General features: G+C 53.0%; 9 protein-coding genes. 5 read left to right on the forward strand and 4 right to left on the reverse strand.

The annotated features are described in order from the left end of the window. Window positions 1–6: 6 nt before the first annotated feature. Entirely contained in the window at window positions 7–993 is a 987-nt protein-coding gene (locus ACX93W_RS13880) for a hypothetical protein (protein ID WP_459392977.1), read from the reverse strand. A gap of 335 nt (window positions 994–1,328) precedes the next feature. Beyond that, complete coding sequence (locus ACX93W_RS13885) at window positions 1,329–2,822, reverse strand: FAD/NAD(P)-binding protein (RefSeq protein WP_459392978.1); 1,494 nt, start codon at window positions 2,820–2,822, stop codon at window positions 1,329–1,331. A gap of 257 nt (window positions 2,823–3,079) precedes the next feature. Between ACX93W_RS13885 and ACX93W_RS13890 the strand changes: the two genes are divergently transcribed. Beyond that, window positions 3,080–5,239, forward strand: a complete 2,160-nt coding sequence (locus ACX93W_RS13890; RefSeq protein ID WP_459392979.1) for an ABC transporter transmembrane domain-containing protein — start codon at window positions 3,080–3,082, stop codon at window positions 5,237–5,239. A 117-nt stretch (window positions 5,240–5,356) separates the two neighbouring features. Here ACX93W_RS13890 and ACX93W_RS13895 read toward each other — a convergent pair whose 3' ends face one another. Beyond that, the gene (locus tag ACX93W_RS13895) at window positions 5,357–5,953 is read right to left on the reverse strand and encodes a hypothetical protein (protein WP_459392980.1); all 597 of its coding nucleotides are present in this window, start codon (window positions 5,951–5,953) and stop codon (window positions 5,357–5,359) included. A 187-nt stretch (window positions 5,954–6,140) separates the two neighbouring features. Here ACX93W_RS13895 and ACX93W_RS13900 point away from each other — a divergent pair, with 187 nt between their 5' ends. Further along, the gene (locus tag ACX93W_RS13900; protein WP_459392981.1) at window positions 6,141–6,608 is read left to right on the forward strand and encodes a V4R domain-containing protein; all 468 of its coding nucleotides are present in this window, start codon (window positions 6,141–6,143) and stop codon (window positions 6,606–6,608) included. 91 nt (window positions 6,609–6,699) lie between these two features. Here the strand turns inward: ACX93W_RS13900 and ACX93W_RS13905 are convergent, their stop codons facing one another. Continuing rightward, window positions 6,700–7,707 (reverse strand): HD-GYP domain-containing protein, encoded by a 1,008-nt coding sequence (locus tag ACX93W_RS13905; RefSeq protein ID WP_459392982.1) that lies wholly within the window; start codon window positions 7,705–7,707, stop codon window positions 6,700–6,702. Window positions 7,708–8,086: 379 nt separating this feature from the next. On the opposite strand from ACX93W_RS13905, the gene ACX93W_RS13910 reads away from it, so the two are divergent. The 3 genes from ACX93W_RS13910 (at window position 8,087) to ACX93W_RS13920 (ending at window position 18,526) form a co-directional block, all read left to right on the forward strand. Beyond that, window positions 8,087–8,797 carry a sensor histidine kinase gene (locus tag ACX93W_RS13910; RefSeq protein WP_459392983.1) on the forward strand — a complete coding sequence of 237 codons (711 nt, stop codon included), beginning with the start codon at window positions 8,087–8,089 and terminating at the stop codon, window positions 8,795–8,797. Between the two features lie 88 nt (window positions 8,798–8,885). After that, window positions 8,886–9,617 carry a LytR/AlgR family response regulator transcription factor gene (locus ACX93W_RS13915; RefSeq protein WP_459392984.1) on the forward strand — a complete coding sequence of 244 codons (732 nt, stop codon included), beginning with the start codon at window positions 8,886–8,888 and terminating at the stop codon, window positions 9,615–9,617. A 212-nt stretch (window positions 9,618–9,829) separates the two neighbouring features. Next, entirely contained in the window at window positions 9,830–18,526 is an 8,697-nt protein-coding gene (locus ACX93W_RS13920) for a GH36-type glycosyl hydrolase domain-containing protein (protein WP_459392985.1), read from the forward strand. Window positions 18,527–18,529 lie beyond the last annotated feature (3 nt).

Below are 18,529 nucleotides of genomic sequence, written 5' to 3' on the forward strand. Positions count from 1 at the left end.
GCTGCGTTATTTTCTTTTATTGGTCAGCCAAACTATTATGGCCGAGATAATTGCAGGTGCCAATGCCATATATACATCTGTTTGAACTTTAAATAGCTTTAATACATAGGTTGAAGCTATTACGATCACCACAGGAATAACAATTATGGAGCATACCAGCATCACATATTTAATTGCCTTACTTTTATTAATACTAGCAGGAACAGAACCAGAAGTTGTTTGTGATGAATCGTTATCAGTCAGAGTAGTATTATATTTTACGGGAATACTACTTTTACTTGAAATACTTTCCTGAAAGTCTTTATAGATATTGTCTAGATTACTCCTATATTTTCTCTTCTTTGACTCTTCTGCAAGAAATGGAGCATACCAGTTATAGTAATAAGAATAGTAAATACTTTTCACGATATTATTAACTGTTTCCTTTGATAATGTTCTTATTTCTCCATTAGTCTGCAAATAGAGTTTACAGTTAAACGAGCTTTCGTAGTTATTGTCACCTAATTGCGGCTGAATATAATTAACATCAATGTAACAAAAATTCTCCAAATAAATGAGCTTTTTTAGAAATGCACTCTCTCTATCAACTTGTTTTCCATTATCACGATCACTTATTTCTGTAATCCAATAATCCACTATAAAACGCATTTTTTCAGTAATATAGTTTTTAATTAAGCTAAATACGGGAAAAAACACTGCATTGACTCTGAAATCTTTGCTAAATGTAATATAGTCAAATAGAACGAGTCTATTTTTAGAAAAATAGGCCGTTTCTGAAAAACCAATTACGGTATTGTCCAAATAAACTGCAAACACCATAAATGTAAAATCTTCATTTTCTTTACCGTTATCTATCCAGTATGATATTTCATTACTATTGGTTCTTATTTCCACTGGGGTTTGTTCCTCGTATATCTTTAAAGCTTTTATATAATCCTCATCATCTGCTCTAGTAATTAGTTTTACTTTATAACAGTTTGTTAAAGTATTCAAAGGAACCTCCAAATAATTCATAGTTATTAGGACCTTAGCGGTTGGACTTTTGTATCATTATATCGTATTTTGGAGAGCAAGTTTGTCGGATTTTGTAGAATGGCTCAAAAGAATGGCGATTTCCCAATTAATTGATTTTCATTTGCTGATTTTATTCCAAATCGAGTTTAAAAACATAAAAAAACACTGCTCCAAATCACTCACCAAAACAGTAAATCCTGTTTTGGTGACAACTTGAAGCAGTCTTTGTGTAAACGATAGCAATTGAAATGGAGAGCCTACTCAGGCTTTGCCTTCTCTTTGCCAATAAAGCTTAAACTGGCGCTTTTCCTACCTCACCCCAATGCCGCTTGCTTTCTCTCCATTTCAACCGTCTCCGTCGGCGGCTCCCAACTTTCCAGGAACTCCTCTTCCGCATAGTCGTAGAAACGATCCAAAATAGGCTGGCGGTCATCGGTGAACAATTGGTCGGCGATGGAGGAGGCCAGACGCGGGATGGCAAACTTCAATCCCGATATGGCCGATGCGGACAAGCCGCAGCTGACCATGACGGAATAATTGAAGGCAAATAAGCCGTGCAGGCGCGCTTGCCCCTCTTCATCTCGCCCGGTAAATCCAAAGCCTGGCGTTAAATACGGATGCTCGTCAAGAAGCGGATTGGCGATTTCGGGCGGTGCGCTGTAACGATCGCGCCATCTTGCGATATCTCCGTCAACCAGCCGCAATTCAGACCTAAGCGCAGTATCCGAGACAAGCCCCGTGCTGATTATCAAAAAATCAAACGTATCTACGCCTTTTGGCGTTGTAATCTCTACCCGCTCCCCTTCCTCTCCCGCGCTTGCGGCCCGTCGGGCCTGAAGCCATGGCGAGCCCAGGTGCAGCCTGAAACCCGGCCAAGACGCGGCACGTTGGAAGGTATCATTTGTGGGCGGTTGATTGTATTTGTAGAAATGGGCAATCACCGCATATTTGTCGGCGTCGTTTAAAGCCCGGAACCTTTCAATCATGCCGGAGCCTTCCATTTGGCGGATAGGGTTAATGCGCGGAAGCTCCTTCCGTCTTACGAAAACATGAACCTCCGATGCGCCTGAAGCCAGTGCGACATTCGCATTATCGAAAGCGGAAGCCCCTCCGCCCAATATGGCGATACGCTTGCCTCGCAACCCATCAAAGTCGATAGGCTCAGAGGTATGAGCATACAGATGACGGGGCACATGCTCCGCGATCATAGACGGCACATGCCATTCGCCTCCGCCTTGAATACCTGTTGCCAACACGACTTTCCGCGACAAAATAGTACGTGCGGGGGCACCCGCACCTTCCAGATGCAAACGATGCACGCCATCGCCAAGCGGTTCAACCAGCGTCAGCCTGGTTTCATTTGTCACAGGCAACTTCAGTACCTTTCTGTACCAGCGCAAATAATTCATCCAGTCGCTGCGCGGTATTTTGTCCAGCTGTTCCCAAGCATCCACTCCCTTGCAAGCTTCCAACCAAGCCCGGAAGGTTAGGGAAGGAATGCCTAGATCAATCGACGTGAGCTGCTTTGGAGTACGCAGCGTGATCATCCGGGCGTAAGTCTCCCATGGCCCTTCCATCCCCGCCTCGTTTTCGTCAATGACCAGAACATTCGCAATCCGCTCCCGCATCAGCCCAAATGCCAAACCCAAGCCGCTTTGTCCGCCGCCTACTATTACAACCTCATAGACATGCTCATCCTCATACCTTCGCGGGGCAACCCAATCCGCGCCTCCGTAGGCCAAATAGTCCAAATCCCGTTTCACCGCTATCTCCAGCGCCGCTAACCCTTCATGCTCCGTACCTTCCATTTTCCCGCCCCCTAACGTTATGATCTTCACATCACGTCAGCTTTAGTGACATATTACTTTCATCTTATCTTGTTCGTTCACATTTTTAAATAGCGCAGCCATTTTCTGGTCAATCCAACCAACTCATTTGCAAAGCCATGTGCAAAATGAACAGCATAAACGTTTTGTCTGGCCCGCTTAACTCACTTGTTTATCAGCATGAATCTTTCGTTTACAGCAAAACCAATGTGCGTTACTCTTAAATTATTTGGAAGGAAGTGTTCTCTCTGAGCCTCGTTCGCAGCATTGCCAGCCAGTTTTGGAAATACAAAGCGCTTAGCTCGTTATTCCTGCTCGCTCTTCTATTGGAGGTTGCCTACGGAATTGCAGCGCCTTATAGTTTGAAATTTCTTGTGGATGAAGCCTTTACTCCCAAAAATGTGGAGATGTTTCTGCTCATCCTCGGGCTGCTGCTGGCCGGGGGATTGTTCAGCGTGTTCGCAAACGTGCTGGGCGACTATGCGCTGGGGAAGCTGGGCGGAAAATCGGTGCGAGATCTAAGATTGGGGCTGTTTTCCCATTTACAAAAGCAGTCTCTTCCTTTTTTTCAAAACTATAAAATCGGAGATCTCATTACGCGGTTTTCTTCGGACATGTCGTCCATTGACGGGGTTATACGGGTTACAAGCCCTTTTTTTCTGAGGGAAACTTTAAGTGTAGTGATGGGTTTGACCATGCTGTTTCTTCTGGAGTGGAAGCTGACGCTGGCTGTTATGGCGGGCTCCGTCTTGATGATTGCAGGACCACGGTTGTTGCAAAAACGGGCCGAGTCCGCAAATATGGCGTATAAGGAAGCGCAAGCGCATTTTTCCAACACGGTAGACGAACTGATTAAAGGCTACAAGACGATCAAAAGCCTGCACCTGCGCAATCGAATATTGCTCCAGGGACGCAAGCGAATCCTCGAGCTGTTCAATACGGGCTTCAGGCTGCATATGACAAACGCGTTGATGGAGCGGTTTCCAATGACGGGGCTGCTCGTGCTGAACGGCACGATGATCGGATTCGGAGGGTATTTGATTTTTCAGGATCAGATGAGTATCGGCGAGTTCATCGCTTTTCTGACTCTTTTTATGAGCGTAGGGCAGTCGGGCGCCAACTTGACCTACCTGATGCCCGCCCTGATTGAATCTCATATCAGCTTCAAACGAATTGCGGAAATCATGGAGCAAAAACCATCCGTTCCGGAAGCGGAAAATGCCAGGGAGCTACCCGCCGCCATATCGCGGATATCTTTTAATGACGTAACCTTCGGCTACACCGAGCAATCGGATCAGTTGCGCCGTGTCAATCTGGAAATTCCCGTCGGAAGCTATACGGCGTTTGTAGGCACAAGCGGCTCCGGCAAAAGCACGGCTCTTCAGCTGCTTGCCCGTTTCTACGATCCGCGGCAAGGCTCCATTAAATTTGATCAGCTTGATCTCAAAGAGATCACCGAATCTTCTTTGAGGAGTTATGCCGCGTTGGTCACGCAGGAAACTTTCTTGTTCAATACGACGATTCGGGATAATCTTGGGCCGGAGCCCGATTCCGCCATTTCGGATGTAGAAATGGTTGAAACGGCAAAAAAAGCGCAAATCCACGAGACGATTGTAAGCTGGCCGGACGGCTATGATACCGAAATCCATCATGAAGGAGGAACGTTGTCGGGAGGCGAAAGACAGCGGCTGTCTATTGCCAGAGCTTTGCTGCGCAAACCGAAATTGCTGCTTCTGGATGAAGTTACGGCTGCGCTTGATCCTGTGACCGAAGCGGAAATTAATGCTCTGCTCCTGCAACTTAGAGGGAAACAGACCCTTGTTTCCGTGACTCATCGTTTGGCTTCGATAGAGCATGCCGATTGCATCCATGTGTTCCATAACGGCACGATCGAAGAATCCGGCACCCATCAGGAGCTGATGCTTCTCGGCGGGCGCTACAAAAGTTTATGGGACAAGCAGCACGGCCTGCATCTTTCCCCTGACGGAAGTTCTGCTTCCGTTGACGCGGCCCGCCTGGCAGAGCTTGGCTTTTTCGCCGGAATTGAGCTGGGGCTGCTAGAGGAAATTGCCCGCTCCTTCGCAACGGAAACGTTCAACGAAGGCGATACGGTTGTACGGGAAGGCCAGCAGGGGGACAAATTCTATCTGATCGTTCGAGGCAAATTCGACATTCTGAAGGAAAGCGGAGATGGCGAAAAGATTCGTCTGGCCACGCTGTTGGACGGCGACCACTTTGGGGAAATCGCTCTGCTTCGCAATATCCCGCGCACGGCAACGGTTATGGCCGCTGCCCCTTCGGTGCTCCTGTCCATCAGACGCGAGGCATTTAACAGGCTGATTTCCGCCCAGCCACAAATCCGCACGATGCTGGAGCAATCGCTCGAAAAACGCTCTTAAAGCACTTATAAAAATGGGCCCTGCCCCATTCATGACAAATAGGCTGTCCTCCCTTGGGAATAGGCAGCCCTTTTCGTTTAATTGCACGTTTTCTCTTATCACTCATGTTTATGTTTGTTACTCATCTTTTACGCCAAACCCGGCGGCGTTCAGCGTATGCCGGAGAAGCTCCTTTAATTCAAGATGCTGCAGCTGCTCCACAATGGACACGATGGAGGGATCAGCACCCTTTTTTTGCTGCAGAGTGATTAAATCCACAAATGAAGAAGGCGTCCATCCGCTCTCATCCCGGTATTCACGCAAAAGAGTGATGCTTTCCCCTTGAATACCGGCTTGAAATTCGCCGTATTCCTTTAACCAATGCGCTACGGCGCTCTTCACCTTTTCCTTGGCGGGATGGCGTCCAGCCTGCATAAACCAATATTTGCTGTTGCCAAAATCCCGTTCCATCCGATGCATCAGGCCGTGCCAATAGCCTCCTGTCGCATCAAATTCGATTTGCTGCGCATAGGAATGCGAAGCATCCAGGCTGTCATTCAGCAGATAAAGCCCCGCCATCAGGGCTTTAATGACGGTCTCCTCTTCCCTTGCGCCCCAGTCCAGTTCTCGTATTCCAGCCTCCAGCTCCCTATCCCATACATGAAGCGGCGACAAGCGAGGGGCTTCCTCCCGCTGCATTAGTCGGTCTACAATCTCATTCAGCTTTTGGTCCATTTGTTTCGCGGCCTCCTTTGTTTGGCGTCAAATCCATAAACTCCGGTTCGTTTATTGGAAGTGTACCATAACTTGGGCACATTGCGTTTATTGTGATACAAATCATAACAGCCTTTTCCAGCTTGTATATAATGAAGTTCCCATAGACGGGACAATCCAATCACAACTTACCTAAGGCGGTGACAGAATGACAACCAAACAAGTAGAGACCGAAAGCTTTACATTTGAAGATATGAAAAAGATATCGCGCAGCAAGCTGGGCAATTCTGTACCAATCGAGCTATATCGGGCAATTCGTTTAATCGGGATGTATCAGGGTTTGCCAATGAAGGGCAGAGCAACAACCTTTACGTTGGGCCGTAAAATCGGAGAAAGCTTGCCGGTGAATTCGGCGGAGGAACTGCTGGATTTGTTCCGTGAGCTAAAAATCGGCGATCCCGAAATCGTAAGCAACGACGGAAACAAAATGCATATCGCCGTACATGATTGCTTTTGCGAAGGACTGCCGGAAATCAGCGGAAATTTGGTATGCGACCTGGAAGGCGCAATCATGGAAGGCGCTTTGAGCAAGCTCTACAATAAACGCGTATCCGTACGTGAAATAAAGTGCAATGTGAATGGAGACGATTGCTGCGAGTATGAAATCCGCTTCTAGGGCATGTTTGCAAACATACCCTAGCGTCATCCAATACGCAGAAGCAGGAGTTTACCGTTCCATTTCTCTCTGCTTCTGCTGCCTTACAGGGTCAAAGGATGCTCACCATGTTCAAATCCCGGTTTTTGGCCAGGTCCATAAAGAAGCCGTCGCTCTCTACAATAGGATGAACAGGGTCCTCCCGTTTTACGCAAATAATTCGGGCCTCCCCGCCATTGGACAAGCTGACCCGGTTGCCGATCAGCGTCTGCATCAACCGATCCATAAACGCAATGGATAACTCGGGGTCGAGCTTGCCGTAAGCATCTCTATTCATTTCCTGAAGCACCTGGTAAAAGGGAACCGCGCTTTTGTAGGGACGCTTCGAAATCATCGCATGAAACACATCCGCAATAGCTACGATTTTGCCAAAGAGGTGAATATCACCGCCTTTTAAACCATGGGGATAACCGCTGCCGTCCATCCGCTCATGATGCTGAAGCACGGCAAGCGCCTGCCGTTCCGTAATATCCGGACATCTTGTCACCAATTCGTAGCCGTATTCCGGATGACGCTTGATGCAGGCAAACTCCTCATGACTTAATGCCCCGGTTTTGTTCAGAATACTCCCGGGAATTCGCACTTTGCCGATATCATGCAAAAAAGCCGCCATAGTCAATTCATCCAATTCCTTGCCGGTCATGCCTTGGCTTTGGCCGATCAGCCGGCTGAACAGAGCTACGCCTACACTATGACGAAACGTATAGTCATCATTTTGTTCCAGATAAACCAACGCCTGCCCCAGATTTGCACAATGGGTCAACTCCCCGATCAACGGTACCAGCCTGTCGCGAATACCCGTTAATCCAAGCTTTCCGCACTGGCGGGCTTCTCCGAACACCTCTTTTATTTCCTGTACGGCCTCGTCCAACAAAGCGCGGAACTTGGCTTCCTCGACATCGCATGCCAATAGCTGGACTCTTTGCCCGCAAAGCAGGTCAATATCTCGTCTGCTCAGAATCGAAAAAGCGGGAATCAGCATAACGTCATATCGATTATAGATTGGCTTTTTTACCCTCTTCCCAACAAAAGAAACCTGGCGCAATCGCGCATCCTTCATAACCGCCCCCGCTTTCTGCTGTCATGTCGGGCCGCATACCGCCCGCGGCACAGCTTGAGCTTTTCCAGAAGATCAATCATCTATTGCACAAACAACGCATCTGAGGAACTAACGATTTAAGACTTTTGCACCATAAAGATTACTATGGCGCGCATTTTTTGTCGAATTGCAAATGGATACGGCGGGATTGCGTTCCCATCATTTGAAGGCAGTATTCCGTTCCTTTCAACGATAATAATCATCATTTCAACCCTCTAGTTTCATAATCTCCTCTCATATCGATACAATCTATCATATTTTTCCATTTTTTACTTTGCAAATCAGGGCGGATTTTAGGTAATATCTTAGTTATCAACTTCAATACATTAAGGAATAGATAATGACACAGCAAAATTGGTTCCAGCAAGAGCAGACGTGGAGCTTCATCAGCCATGAGTTGAGAACTCCTCTTAATTCCATAATCGGCTATGCGCAAATGATGATGGACGACACGCAGCATCGTCTGCCGGAGGCCCAGCTTCGGCGCGTTTCTACTATTTTGAAGGCGGGCCGCCACCTGCAAGATTTGCTCAGCCGCATGTCGCGGTACGATTCGGCTCTGCAGGACAACGAGATTCAGGAGCAAGAAGAAATCGACCTGCTGCAATCCGTAAGAAGCGCAATCGCGCTTATTAAGCCAATCGCCCGGCAAAAAAACATTGTTATCCATAACACCCGCTCCGCCCAAAGCATCATCATAGCGGGCAGTTCATCCGCCCTTGACCAGATTATTCTCAATTTGCTGGACAACGCCGTCAAATATAATCGCAACAACGGTTCAATCGCGATTTCTTACGAGATTGATCGTCTTTTTGTAACCGTATCCGTGAAAGATACCGGGATCGGCATCCCGGAAGACCAACTGGATCATATTTTCAAACCCTTCTATCGCATCAAGGATAACAAAGAGACCTGTACGGGGTCCGGCATCGGACTTGCTGTCGTGCAGCAGTTCGCGTCATTTCTGAATGGAACCGTTGGCGTCACAAGCTCAAAAAATGATGGCAGCATGTTTTGGTTTACACTTCCTCTGAAGAACTCAACATCCTAGAGCGTGTCCTAAAACTCCGAAGGAGCCTTGTCCTAGCTCCATAGCCGCATAATAAATGACACTTTTAAAAATCGAGAGGCTGGACAACATGTTGAAAACCCGTGTAATCATTGCAGATGACGACGAGGATTCTTTGGACATACTTGGGTTTTATGTGCGGCAGCATCCTGATTTTTGTATCCTTGACAGTTGCAGGGACGGTGAGGAATTGCTAAACTCCATCCTGTCCAGACAACCCGACGCGGTGCTGCTCGACATCCAGATGCCCAACATGAGCGGGATGGAGGTCATAGCCAGGTCGCTGAAAATCAAGTCGGACCTGCTGTTTGTTTTCATTTCAGGTTATGAGCAATACGCTATACAAGCCTTTGACCTGTCAGCCGTCGATTATATTCTGAAGCCTCTGGAAAAGTGGCGTTTATTCGCCGCTCTGGCGAAGGTTAATAAAGCAAGAAAACTGCAGGCTGAGGTCCCGCTCATCAAGCTTAATCAGAGGATATATATCCGGGACAACAATCATCATTACTATATCAATCCCGATGACATTATTATGGTCGAAAAAATAAGCGGGAAATGCGAGATCACGACCGTCTCCAAAAGCTACACCGCCTCCCAAAATATTAGCGAGCTGCTCAAGCTGCTGCCGGAGGATGCTTTTTTCCTGTCCCATCGCTCTTATATCATTAATATTCAAAAGGTTTCCCATGTTACGGCTGCAAACCAAACCTACATCGCCCATTTTGCCCAAACCTCCAAATACGCCCACATCTCCAAGCTCAAATTCGATGAGCTGCATCGGCGAATGAATCCCCTGCCGTAAGACATCCCGCCCGTCTTTCCGTCTACTGCGCCAACCAAACAGCAAGCAGGAGTGACCGCGAACAAGAGTCACAGAAGACCGGGAATGCCGCTTTCTGCAAGGGGCGGCATGTCTCGGGCTCTCCCTCCTTTATTCTTTTTTCATAAAAATCTCCAAAACGTGGAATGGTAATGTAGTGGTTTTTTACATTATGATCCATGGGGGATTCAGGAATGGATTTAGATCAGGAAAAAATGCAAAATCATGTCCATAAGCTGGCGCTGGAGCATGAGCCGCGAAACAAGCGCACCTCATCGGGCATGCTGGCGCGCATGATGGTGAACGATATAAGCGAGCTGCGGCGTTTTATCGCCGAGCTTCAGGAGCAGCGCGGCTTGTACCAGCAGCCGGCAGAGGAATGGCTGCTTGATCACGCCGAGTTCGTGGAATCGGAGCTGGCCGGAATCGGCCTTGAGCTGGAGCAATTCCACACCAGAGGGCTGCCTGCCGTCAACCATGGAGCAGAACCCCGCATCTCCGCCATTTGCCGCGATTATCTGGAGTATTCGGATGGGGAGCTGATCGAAGAAACCTTCGCTTCCTACGTCCGCTATTATCAGGAAATTGCCGTATTAACGTCGGCAGAAACGTGGCTCCTCCCGCTTTTTCTGAAGATGGAGATTATAGGCCGATTAACGATGCTGATCAAGCCGCTTAAGGAGCGGAGGGATATTGAGCGCCAGGTTGAGCGGATGCTGTCTGGCATTCCCGAAGCGGAGCTTTCGCCGGAACGCTTCAAAGCCGCATTGGATGAAGCAAATATCGAGCTGCCCTTGTCGGGCGCCATGATCGTCCACCTTGTCCGGCATTTGCGCGAGCACGCGGAGGACTCCGCCCATGTTGGCGAATGGCTGGTTTGCAAGCTGGATAACGCAACCGAAGATCTGGACTCCATTTTGTCATATGAATATCGGCTGCAAGCGGAATATCAAGCCAGCATCGGCAATGCCATCGGCAGCTTGCGCAAGCTTTCCCGTTGGCTATGGAGCGGACTCTTTGAAGAAATCAGTATGATAGAGCACACGCTGCGGACAGAAGCCGCCAGCGATTATCCCAAGCTGGACAGCGCCAGCCGGCATACCTTGCGTTGCCGCGTCGAAAAGCTGGCTGCCGCCATGGGGGTGCCGGAAAATCTGGTTGCCTCCCAGGCCGTTGAGTTAGCCGATGATTCCTTCATGAAGAGCAAGGCGGATGAAAACAGCTCCGTTATGCCGCCACGGAGCGCTTATGCGGCTTATTATCTGCTGGACCCTCGCGGCATGACCGCGCTTAGGGCGGCGCTAAAGCAATGCGGCAAAGCCCGCAGGCTGCCGGAGGCTCGCCTGAGAGGACGGGCCGGCGCTCTCTATATGCAGCTTCTTTTTATCGCCACGGCGGCTGCCATGGTGTGCTTTGCTCTATTTATCGGAACAGCCGATTCCGGCACTCCGCTGCTATGGGCGTCAGCCCTGCTGCTCCTGATCCCGGCAAGCGAGTGGGGCGTAGCCGCCACCCATTGGCTGATCGAATGGCTTGCTAAGCCGATTCGACTCCTGCGTTATGATTTTTCCAAAGGCGTTCCGGCCGAGGCGGCAACCATGGTGGTCATTCCCGTTATCTGGAGCCGGCCCGATCATGTATTGGCTACGATGGATCGTCTGGAGCAGCATTATCTCGGCAATCGGGATCCGCATATCCGGTTTGCCGTACTCAGCGACTTTCGGGATGCCCCGCAGGAGACAACAACCGAAGACGGCGAAATTCTGAAGCTGGCGCAGTCTGAAATCGATCGGCTGAATCGCGAGCATGCCGACGTGTTCCATCTGTTTCACCGCCGCAGGCAATGGAATGATGCAGAGCGGGTCTGGATGGGCTGGGAGCGTAAGCGCGGCAAGCTGGAGGAGTTCGCAAGACTGCTGGAGGGCGAAGCAGAAACCAGCTTTGACACGACGACCGGGAACGGCTCCGCTCTACGCGACATTGTCTACATTATTACACTGGATGCGGATACCCGGCTGCCGCTGGAAAGCGCGCAGCGCATGATCGGCGCGATCCATCTGCCCTATAACCGACCGCGTCTGAACAAAAGCGGCACCCGTGTCGTGGATGGCTACGGCGTGCTTCAGCCCCGTATCGGCATGACTTACGAAAGCGCGCAGCGCTCCCGGCTATCCTCTCTCTACGCCCATGAGGCCGGACTTGATCCCTATGCCTTTTCGGTATCCGATCCTTATCAGGATGCCATGGGGCAAGGAATCTTTACGGGCAAAGGCATTTTTGACCTGGCCGTATTCCGGCATATGCTGGACCGGCGTTTTCCCGAAAACCGGGTACTCAGCCACGATTTGCTGGAAGGCGGATTCCTGCGGGCCGGCTTGTTGTCGGATATTGAGCTGATCGACGATCATCCCCCTACCTTTCTGGCTCATCAAAAAAGGCTGCACCGGTGGATTCGGGGAGATTGGCAGCTTCTGCCCTGGCTAAGCCGCGTTGCCCGCAACGGCAAGGGAGAAAAAGCAGCCACCCATCTGTCGCATCTGACGCGATGGCATATTGCCGACAATCTGCGCCGCAGCCTGCTGCCGCCTGTCCTGCTCGCGCTGCTGCTCGCCGCTCCGCTGCTGCCTGGCCATACCCTGCGCTGGACCGCGGTGGTGCTGCTGACAACGCTGCTGCCCTTTATTCGCGGGCTGCTGAACCGCCATACTTGGCTGAATCCTACAGGCTTGCTTCGCACGTTAGCCCATGCTGTTTTGACGTTAACAACGCTTCCTTACCAAAGCGCGATGGCGCTTGACGCCATTCTGCGTACACTGTACCGTCTCACGGTTTCCAAGCAACGCCTGCTTGAATGGACCAGCCAAGCGGAAGTGGAACGGGCCAGCACCGGAAAGGGCATACCCCCGATGGGGGGCATGACGGGAGGTTACGCTCTGAGCGTTCTTATGGCGTGGAGCGCATTATCGGCTAACGATCCTTATGCCAGAGCTCTGGGGCTAACGCTCGCCTTGCTCTGGTGCGCCGCTCCCTTTGCCATCCTGTGGCTGGACAAAGCTCCAAAGCTATCAGAACCCGCATTTGAGGGGCAGGAAAAGGAAGCTTTGCACAAGCTGTCCCGAGATATCTGGAGCTTTTACGAGGATTACGTGACCGCCGGAGACAACTGGCTCCCGCCGGACAATGTGCAGATTGAGCCCGACAAAGGCGTCGCGCACCGAACGTCGCCCACCAATATCGGCATGTATGCGGCCTGTGCGCTGGCCGCGAGGGATTTTGGCTTTATCGACACGGAAGGATTAGTAGAACGGCTTGAGCGTACGGTAACCACGATCGAGCGTATGGAAAAATGGGAAGGCCATCTCTACAACTGGTACGACACGCAAAGTCTGGCGCCTCTGAATCCGGTCTATGTCTCCACTGTGGATTCCGGCAATTTTGTCGCTTCGCTGATGGCCGTTAGAGAAGGGCTGTTGGAATGGCTGCGCGCGGATTGGCGGGGAAGAGCGGAAGGCGACCTCACGCGCGGCGAGGAGACTCGTTCGCGATGGAAAAGCGGCAAATTCGAGGTTGCTTTTGCGGCAGAGCTGGGCCTTGGCAATGGAACGAAGCATAACGGCGGCGCCCGGGAAAAAGCCGCTCTCATGGCGCGGGGAAGTTCACTGGCGGAGCGGATCGAGGCTTTGATCCGCGCCACCGACTTCCGTCCGCTGTACGATACGTCCACTAACCTGTTTGCGCTGGGGTATCATGTCGAACGCCGGACACGGGACGACGTGTTATACGATCTGCTGGCGTCGGAAGCCAGACAAGCCAGCTTTGTAGCGATCGCGCTGGGCCAGGTTTCGGTGGCCCACTGGAATGCGCTGGGCAGGACATTGACCAAAGCGGCCGGACAGCCCGTTCTGCTCTCCTGGTCGGGGACCATGTTTGAATACCTGATGCCTTGGCTGCTGATGAAAACCTACCGTCGAAGCATCTGGGACAGCACCTACCGGGCTGTCGTCTCCCGGCAAATTCAATATGCCGCGGAGCGCAATGTGCCGTTTGGCATATCGGAATCCGGCTATTCGGCATTTGACCACGCCATGAACTATCAATATCAGGCCTTTGGCGTTCCGGGTCTGGGCTTCAAGCGCGGACTGGATCAGGATCTGGTGCTGGCGCCGTATGCGACGATTATGGCGCTGCCTTTTGCCCCTCGGGAAGGATTGGCGGCTTTGAAGGGCATGGAGGGGCTTGGAGCGAGGGGGCAATACGGCTTCTATGAAGCCATCGACTTTACTCCGCGAAGATTGCGGGATGGCCGCAGCCACTCCGTAGTCCGCAGCTTTATGGCCCATCATCAAGGCATGAGCCTGCTGACGTTGGCAAATCTGCTCCTGCCCCATACCATGATCGAGCGGTTCCACCGCAACAAGGAGGTGCGCTCCGCCGAGCTTCTGCTTCAGGAGCGAGTGCCGCGCCGTTCCCGAATGATTCGGCATCCTGCGATGCATCGCTCACTTCCGAGCCGTGAGGGGCAGAAGCTTCAAGAAGAGCCGGCGCGCGAATTTTCGTCTCCTCATACCGAAATACCGGAGACGGCTGTATTGTCCAACGGGGTATTCAGCACGGTCGTTACGGCAAGCGGGAGCGGCTTCAGCAGTTGGGAGGGCATGTCGCTTTCGCGTTGGCGCGAAGAGCCGACAACGGATCCTTGGGGAAGCTACGTCTATATCCATGAGCCATCCTCCGGCAAGCTCTGGTCGCCCTCCTACCAGCCATGCCGAACGGAGTCCCAGGGACAAAAGGTTACGTTTGAACCGGACAAGGCTTCCTTCCTGCAGGTTTGCAACGATGTGGAGAGCGTCATGGATGTTTGCGTCTCCCCGGAATGCAATGCCGAGCTGAGACGAATTACCTTGACTAATCGGGGCTCCGAAACCAAAGTGCTGGAAGTAACGACGTTTATCGAGCTGGCTATGTCGAACCCGATAGCCGACGACGCGCATCCCGCGTTCAGCAAGCTATTTATCCGAACCGCCTATGACGAGCGCAGCGGCTGCCTTGTCGCCAGCAGGCGCAAGCGTGAAGCCGACGAACGCGAGCTATGGGCCGCCCATCTGCTGACCGCGGAGGGCCAAACGCTCGGCAATGCGGAATTCGAGACAGACCGCGCGGCCTTTATCGGACGCGGGTTTCGGCTGAATTCGCCGCAATGCATCGCCTCGCGGCTAAAGGGCAAAACGGGCTCCGTCGCCGATCCCGCTTTTGTCATGCGCCGCCGGATACAGCTGTCGCCCGGCGAAAAAGCGTCGCTGTACGCGGTCACCTCCGTGGCGTCATCCCGCGAGGACGCAGTGGAGGGCTCGGCTCGCTTGGCCAAGGGGCCGTCCGCGGAGCGCACCTTCCAGCTGGCATGGACGCGCAGCCGGATCGAGCTGCGCAGCCTCGGGCTGGAGCTTGGCGATGCTTACGCCTTCCAGCGTCTCGCCGCGCAAGTGCTCTATACGCCGCCGCTTGGCAAATGGCGCAAAGGAGCCATTATCCACAACGTCAAAGGCCAGTCCGGTCTGTGGTCGTTCGGCATCTCGGGCGACAGGCCTGTTGTGGGAGTAACCATCGACAACCGCAGCCACTTGCCGTTTATTATCAAGCTGCTGACCGGTCATGAATATTTGCGCCGTCTCGGCTTGTCCTTCGATCTCGCCATCCTTAACCTGTCGGAGAGCGGCTACCACCGCCATCTGCAGGAGGCTTTGCTCCGCGCCGTCGAGCATGGCGTCGACCGGTTTGGCGCGGGTGCCGCAGGCATTCATGTGCTTCCCGCCGACACCATGAGCGCCGAGGACGTGACGCTGCTCAAGGCGGTCTCCCGCCTTATGCTGCGAGCGGGCGGGCCCAGCCTGGCCGGGCAGCTTCGCACGCCGCGCAGGCAAAGCCAAGACGCGGGCAAGCCGCTCCAAGGCTCCAGACAGGCGGCGGATTCCGCTGAAGCGGAAGCAGTCAGCGCAGCCGCTGCCAGAACTGTCGGAGGGACGGCAGCGGATCGTTTGGCGGCTGCTCCCGATTCTTCCGCAGCGGCTGCAATCTCGCGGCTTGAAGTGACCGCTACTGCTGCGGCAAGCTCAAGCAGCTCGGGCGGCGCCTCTGCTGCCCGGACGGCTGACTCGCTCGCCGAGACTTCAGCAGCAGGCGCTGCAACAAGCTTAAGCGGTTCCGTCGCCGCTGCCACCGGAACGGCTGACTCGCTCGCCGAGACTTCAGCAGCAGGCGCTGCAACAAGCTCAAGCAGCTCGGGCGCCTCTGCTGCCCGGACGGCTGACTCGCTCGCCGAGACTTCAGCAGCAGGCGCTGCAACAAGCTTAAGCGGTTCCGTCGCCGCTGCCACCGGAACGGCAGGCTCGCTGGCCGAAGCTGCGGCACAATTCCGCAGCCAGCTTATGCTTGAGCCTGGCGAGGTTCAATTCTATAACGGCTGGGGCGGGTTTTCGCGGAATGGGAAGGAATATACAATGCTCATCGAGAGCGACCGCCACTTGCCCGCTCCATGGATCAACGTACTTGCCAATCCGACCTTCGGAACACTGATTTCCGAGCTTGGAACGGGCTATACGTTCTGGCGCAACAGCCGCGAATGCAAGCTCACGCCATGGAGCAATGACCCTGTCCTCGACCCCCCAGGCGAGCTTGGTTACCTTCGCGACGAGGATACGGGCGAATACTGGACCATTACGCCCGGCCCTGGACGCAATCCCTACCCGTACCGGGTGACCCACGGGCAAGGATACTCCGTTTTCCGGCATGAGCGGAACGGCGTTGCCCATACCTTAACGACATTTGTGCCGCTGAAGGACCCTGTCAAAATAATGACGCTGCGTCTGCTCAATACCTCTCCGGAGGTCCGACAGCTATCTGTTACCTACTATGCGGAATGGGTCATCGGGGTTAAGCGTCAAGGCAATGCGTCTTTTATCTCTACGCATTGGCATGAGGAAGCGGGCCTTCTGACGGCGCGCAATCACTATCAGGAGACGTTCCGCGAGGCAACGCCTTTTCTCGGCATTTACCGGGAAGCGTCCAACGGCGAAAGGACTGAAAACACCCCTTCCGCGATTCGAAGCGGCGACGATCTATCCTGGACGGGCGACCAGAGTGAATTTATCGGGCGAAACGGCAGCGTTGAGCAACCAGCGGCGCTAAGCCAGCCGCGGCTCGAAAAAAGGTCCGGCGCCTGCCACGCCAGCTGCGGCGTCATTCAGCGGAAATTGACGCTTGAGCCCGGAGAAGAAGTCGATGTCAGGATTTTGCTGGGCTGCGCCGAATCGGACGAAAAGGCTGTCCAGTTGGCCCAAACGTACAGCAGCGCCTCCGTTTGCAGGGAAGCGAGGAAGGAAACCGATGCTTACTGGCAAGAAACTCTGGAACAAATCACCATTGAAACGCCGTCTGCTGAAAGCAATATTTTGCTGGGAGGCTGGCTGCTGTACCAGTCATTGGCGTGCCGGATGTGGGCGCGTTCCGCTTTCTATCAAGCGGGCGGAGCCTACGGCTTCCGCGACCAGCTGCAGGATTCGCTGGCGCTTCTGCACAGCAGACCGGAGCTGACGAGGCGGCAAATTCTGCTCAATGCCGCTCATCAATACGAAGAGGGCGACGTGCAGCATTGGTGGCATCAGGAAACGGAGCGCGGCATCCGCACCTTGTTTTCGGACGATCTGTTATGGCTGCCCTATTCCGCATCGCGATATATCGAGCAAACCGGAGATGACGCCATTCTGGACGAAATCGTACCGTTTCTGACCAGTCCTCCCTTGCGGGAAGGAGAACATGAACGGTATGAGGAAACGGTCGTTTCCAAACAGGAAGCCACGTTGTTCGAGCATTGCCGACGTGCGATTGAGATGGCGCTCAGCCGCATGGGCGAACATGGCTTGCCGCTAATCGGCGTTGGCGACTGGAATGACGGCATGAATCTTGCCGGAGCGGCTGGACGAGGCGAAAGCGTATGGCTGGGGTGGTTTCTGTATGAAGTAATGGACCGGTTCTCCGAGCTGTGCCGCAATAGGGGCGACAACGGGCTTTCTGTTCGTTATGAGCAGGCTCGCCAGAATCTCTCTGCATCTCTGCAGGAGCATGCCTGGGACGGCAATTGGTATCGAAGAGCCTTTACCGACACCGGCACCTGGCTGGGCTCCGTCTATAACGAGGAATGCCGCATCGATGCCATTGCCCAGTCCTGGTCGGTCATATCGGGGGCGGCTCCAAGGGACCGCGCCTTGCAGGCCATGCAATCCTTTGATCGGGAGCTGGTTGACCGGGAGCTTTCGCTCATCCGGCTGCTGACGCCTCCTTTCGACCGGACGGAGCCAAGTCCCGGTTACATTCAGGGCTATCCGCCCGGCATTCGCGAGAATGGAGCGCAGTATACGCACGGGGTCATCTGGAGCATCATCGCCTGGAGCAAGCTTGGCCGGGGCGACAAGGCCTTCGAGCTGTTCCGCATGCTGAATCCCGTCAACCATACGCGGACCGACCAGGAAGTGCGCAAATACGTCGGCGAGCCTTACGTCATGGCGGCGGATGTCTATACGGCGGACCCCCACCACGGCCATGCGGGCTGGACCTGGTACACCGGCGCTTCCGGCTGGATGTACCAAAGCGGCATTGAGTGGATTCTGGGCTTGCAGCGCCGAGGAGACCGGCTTTACGTAAATCCTTGCATTCCCGACGAGTGGCCGGGCTTCAAGGCCACCTATCGTTTTGGGAAAACGGTGTATTCCCTCTCCTTCCGGCGTGACGGAGCAGAGAGCGCCTCCTTGCAAGCGGGACCGGACAGCTATATTTCCCTTAGCGATGACGGCGCGGAGCACCACATCGACATAGGACTGTCACTTCCAAAAAGAGGCTAGTCC

The organism is Paenibacillus sp. CAU 1782, assembly GCF_054551715.1.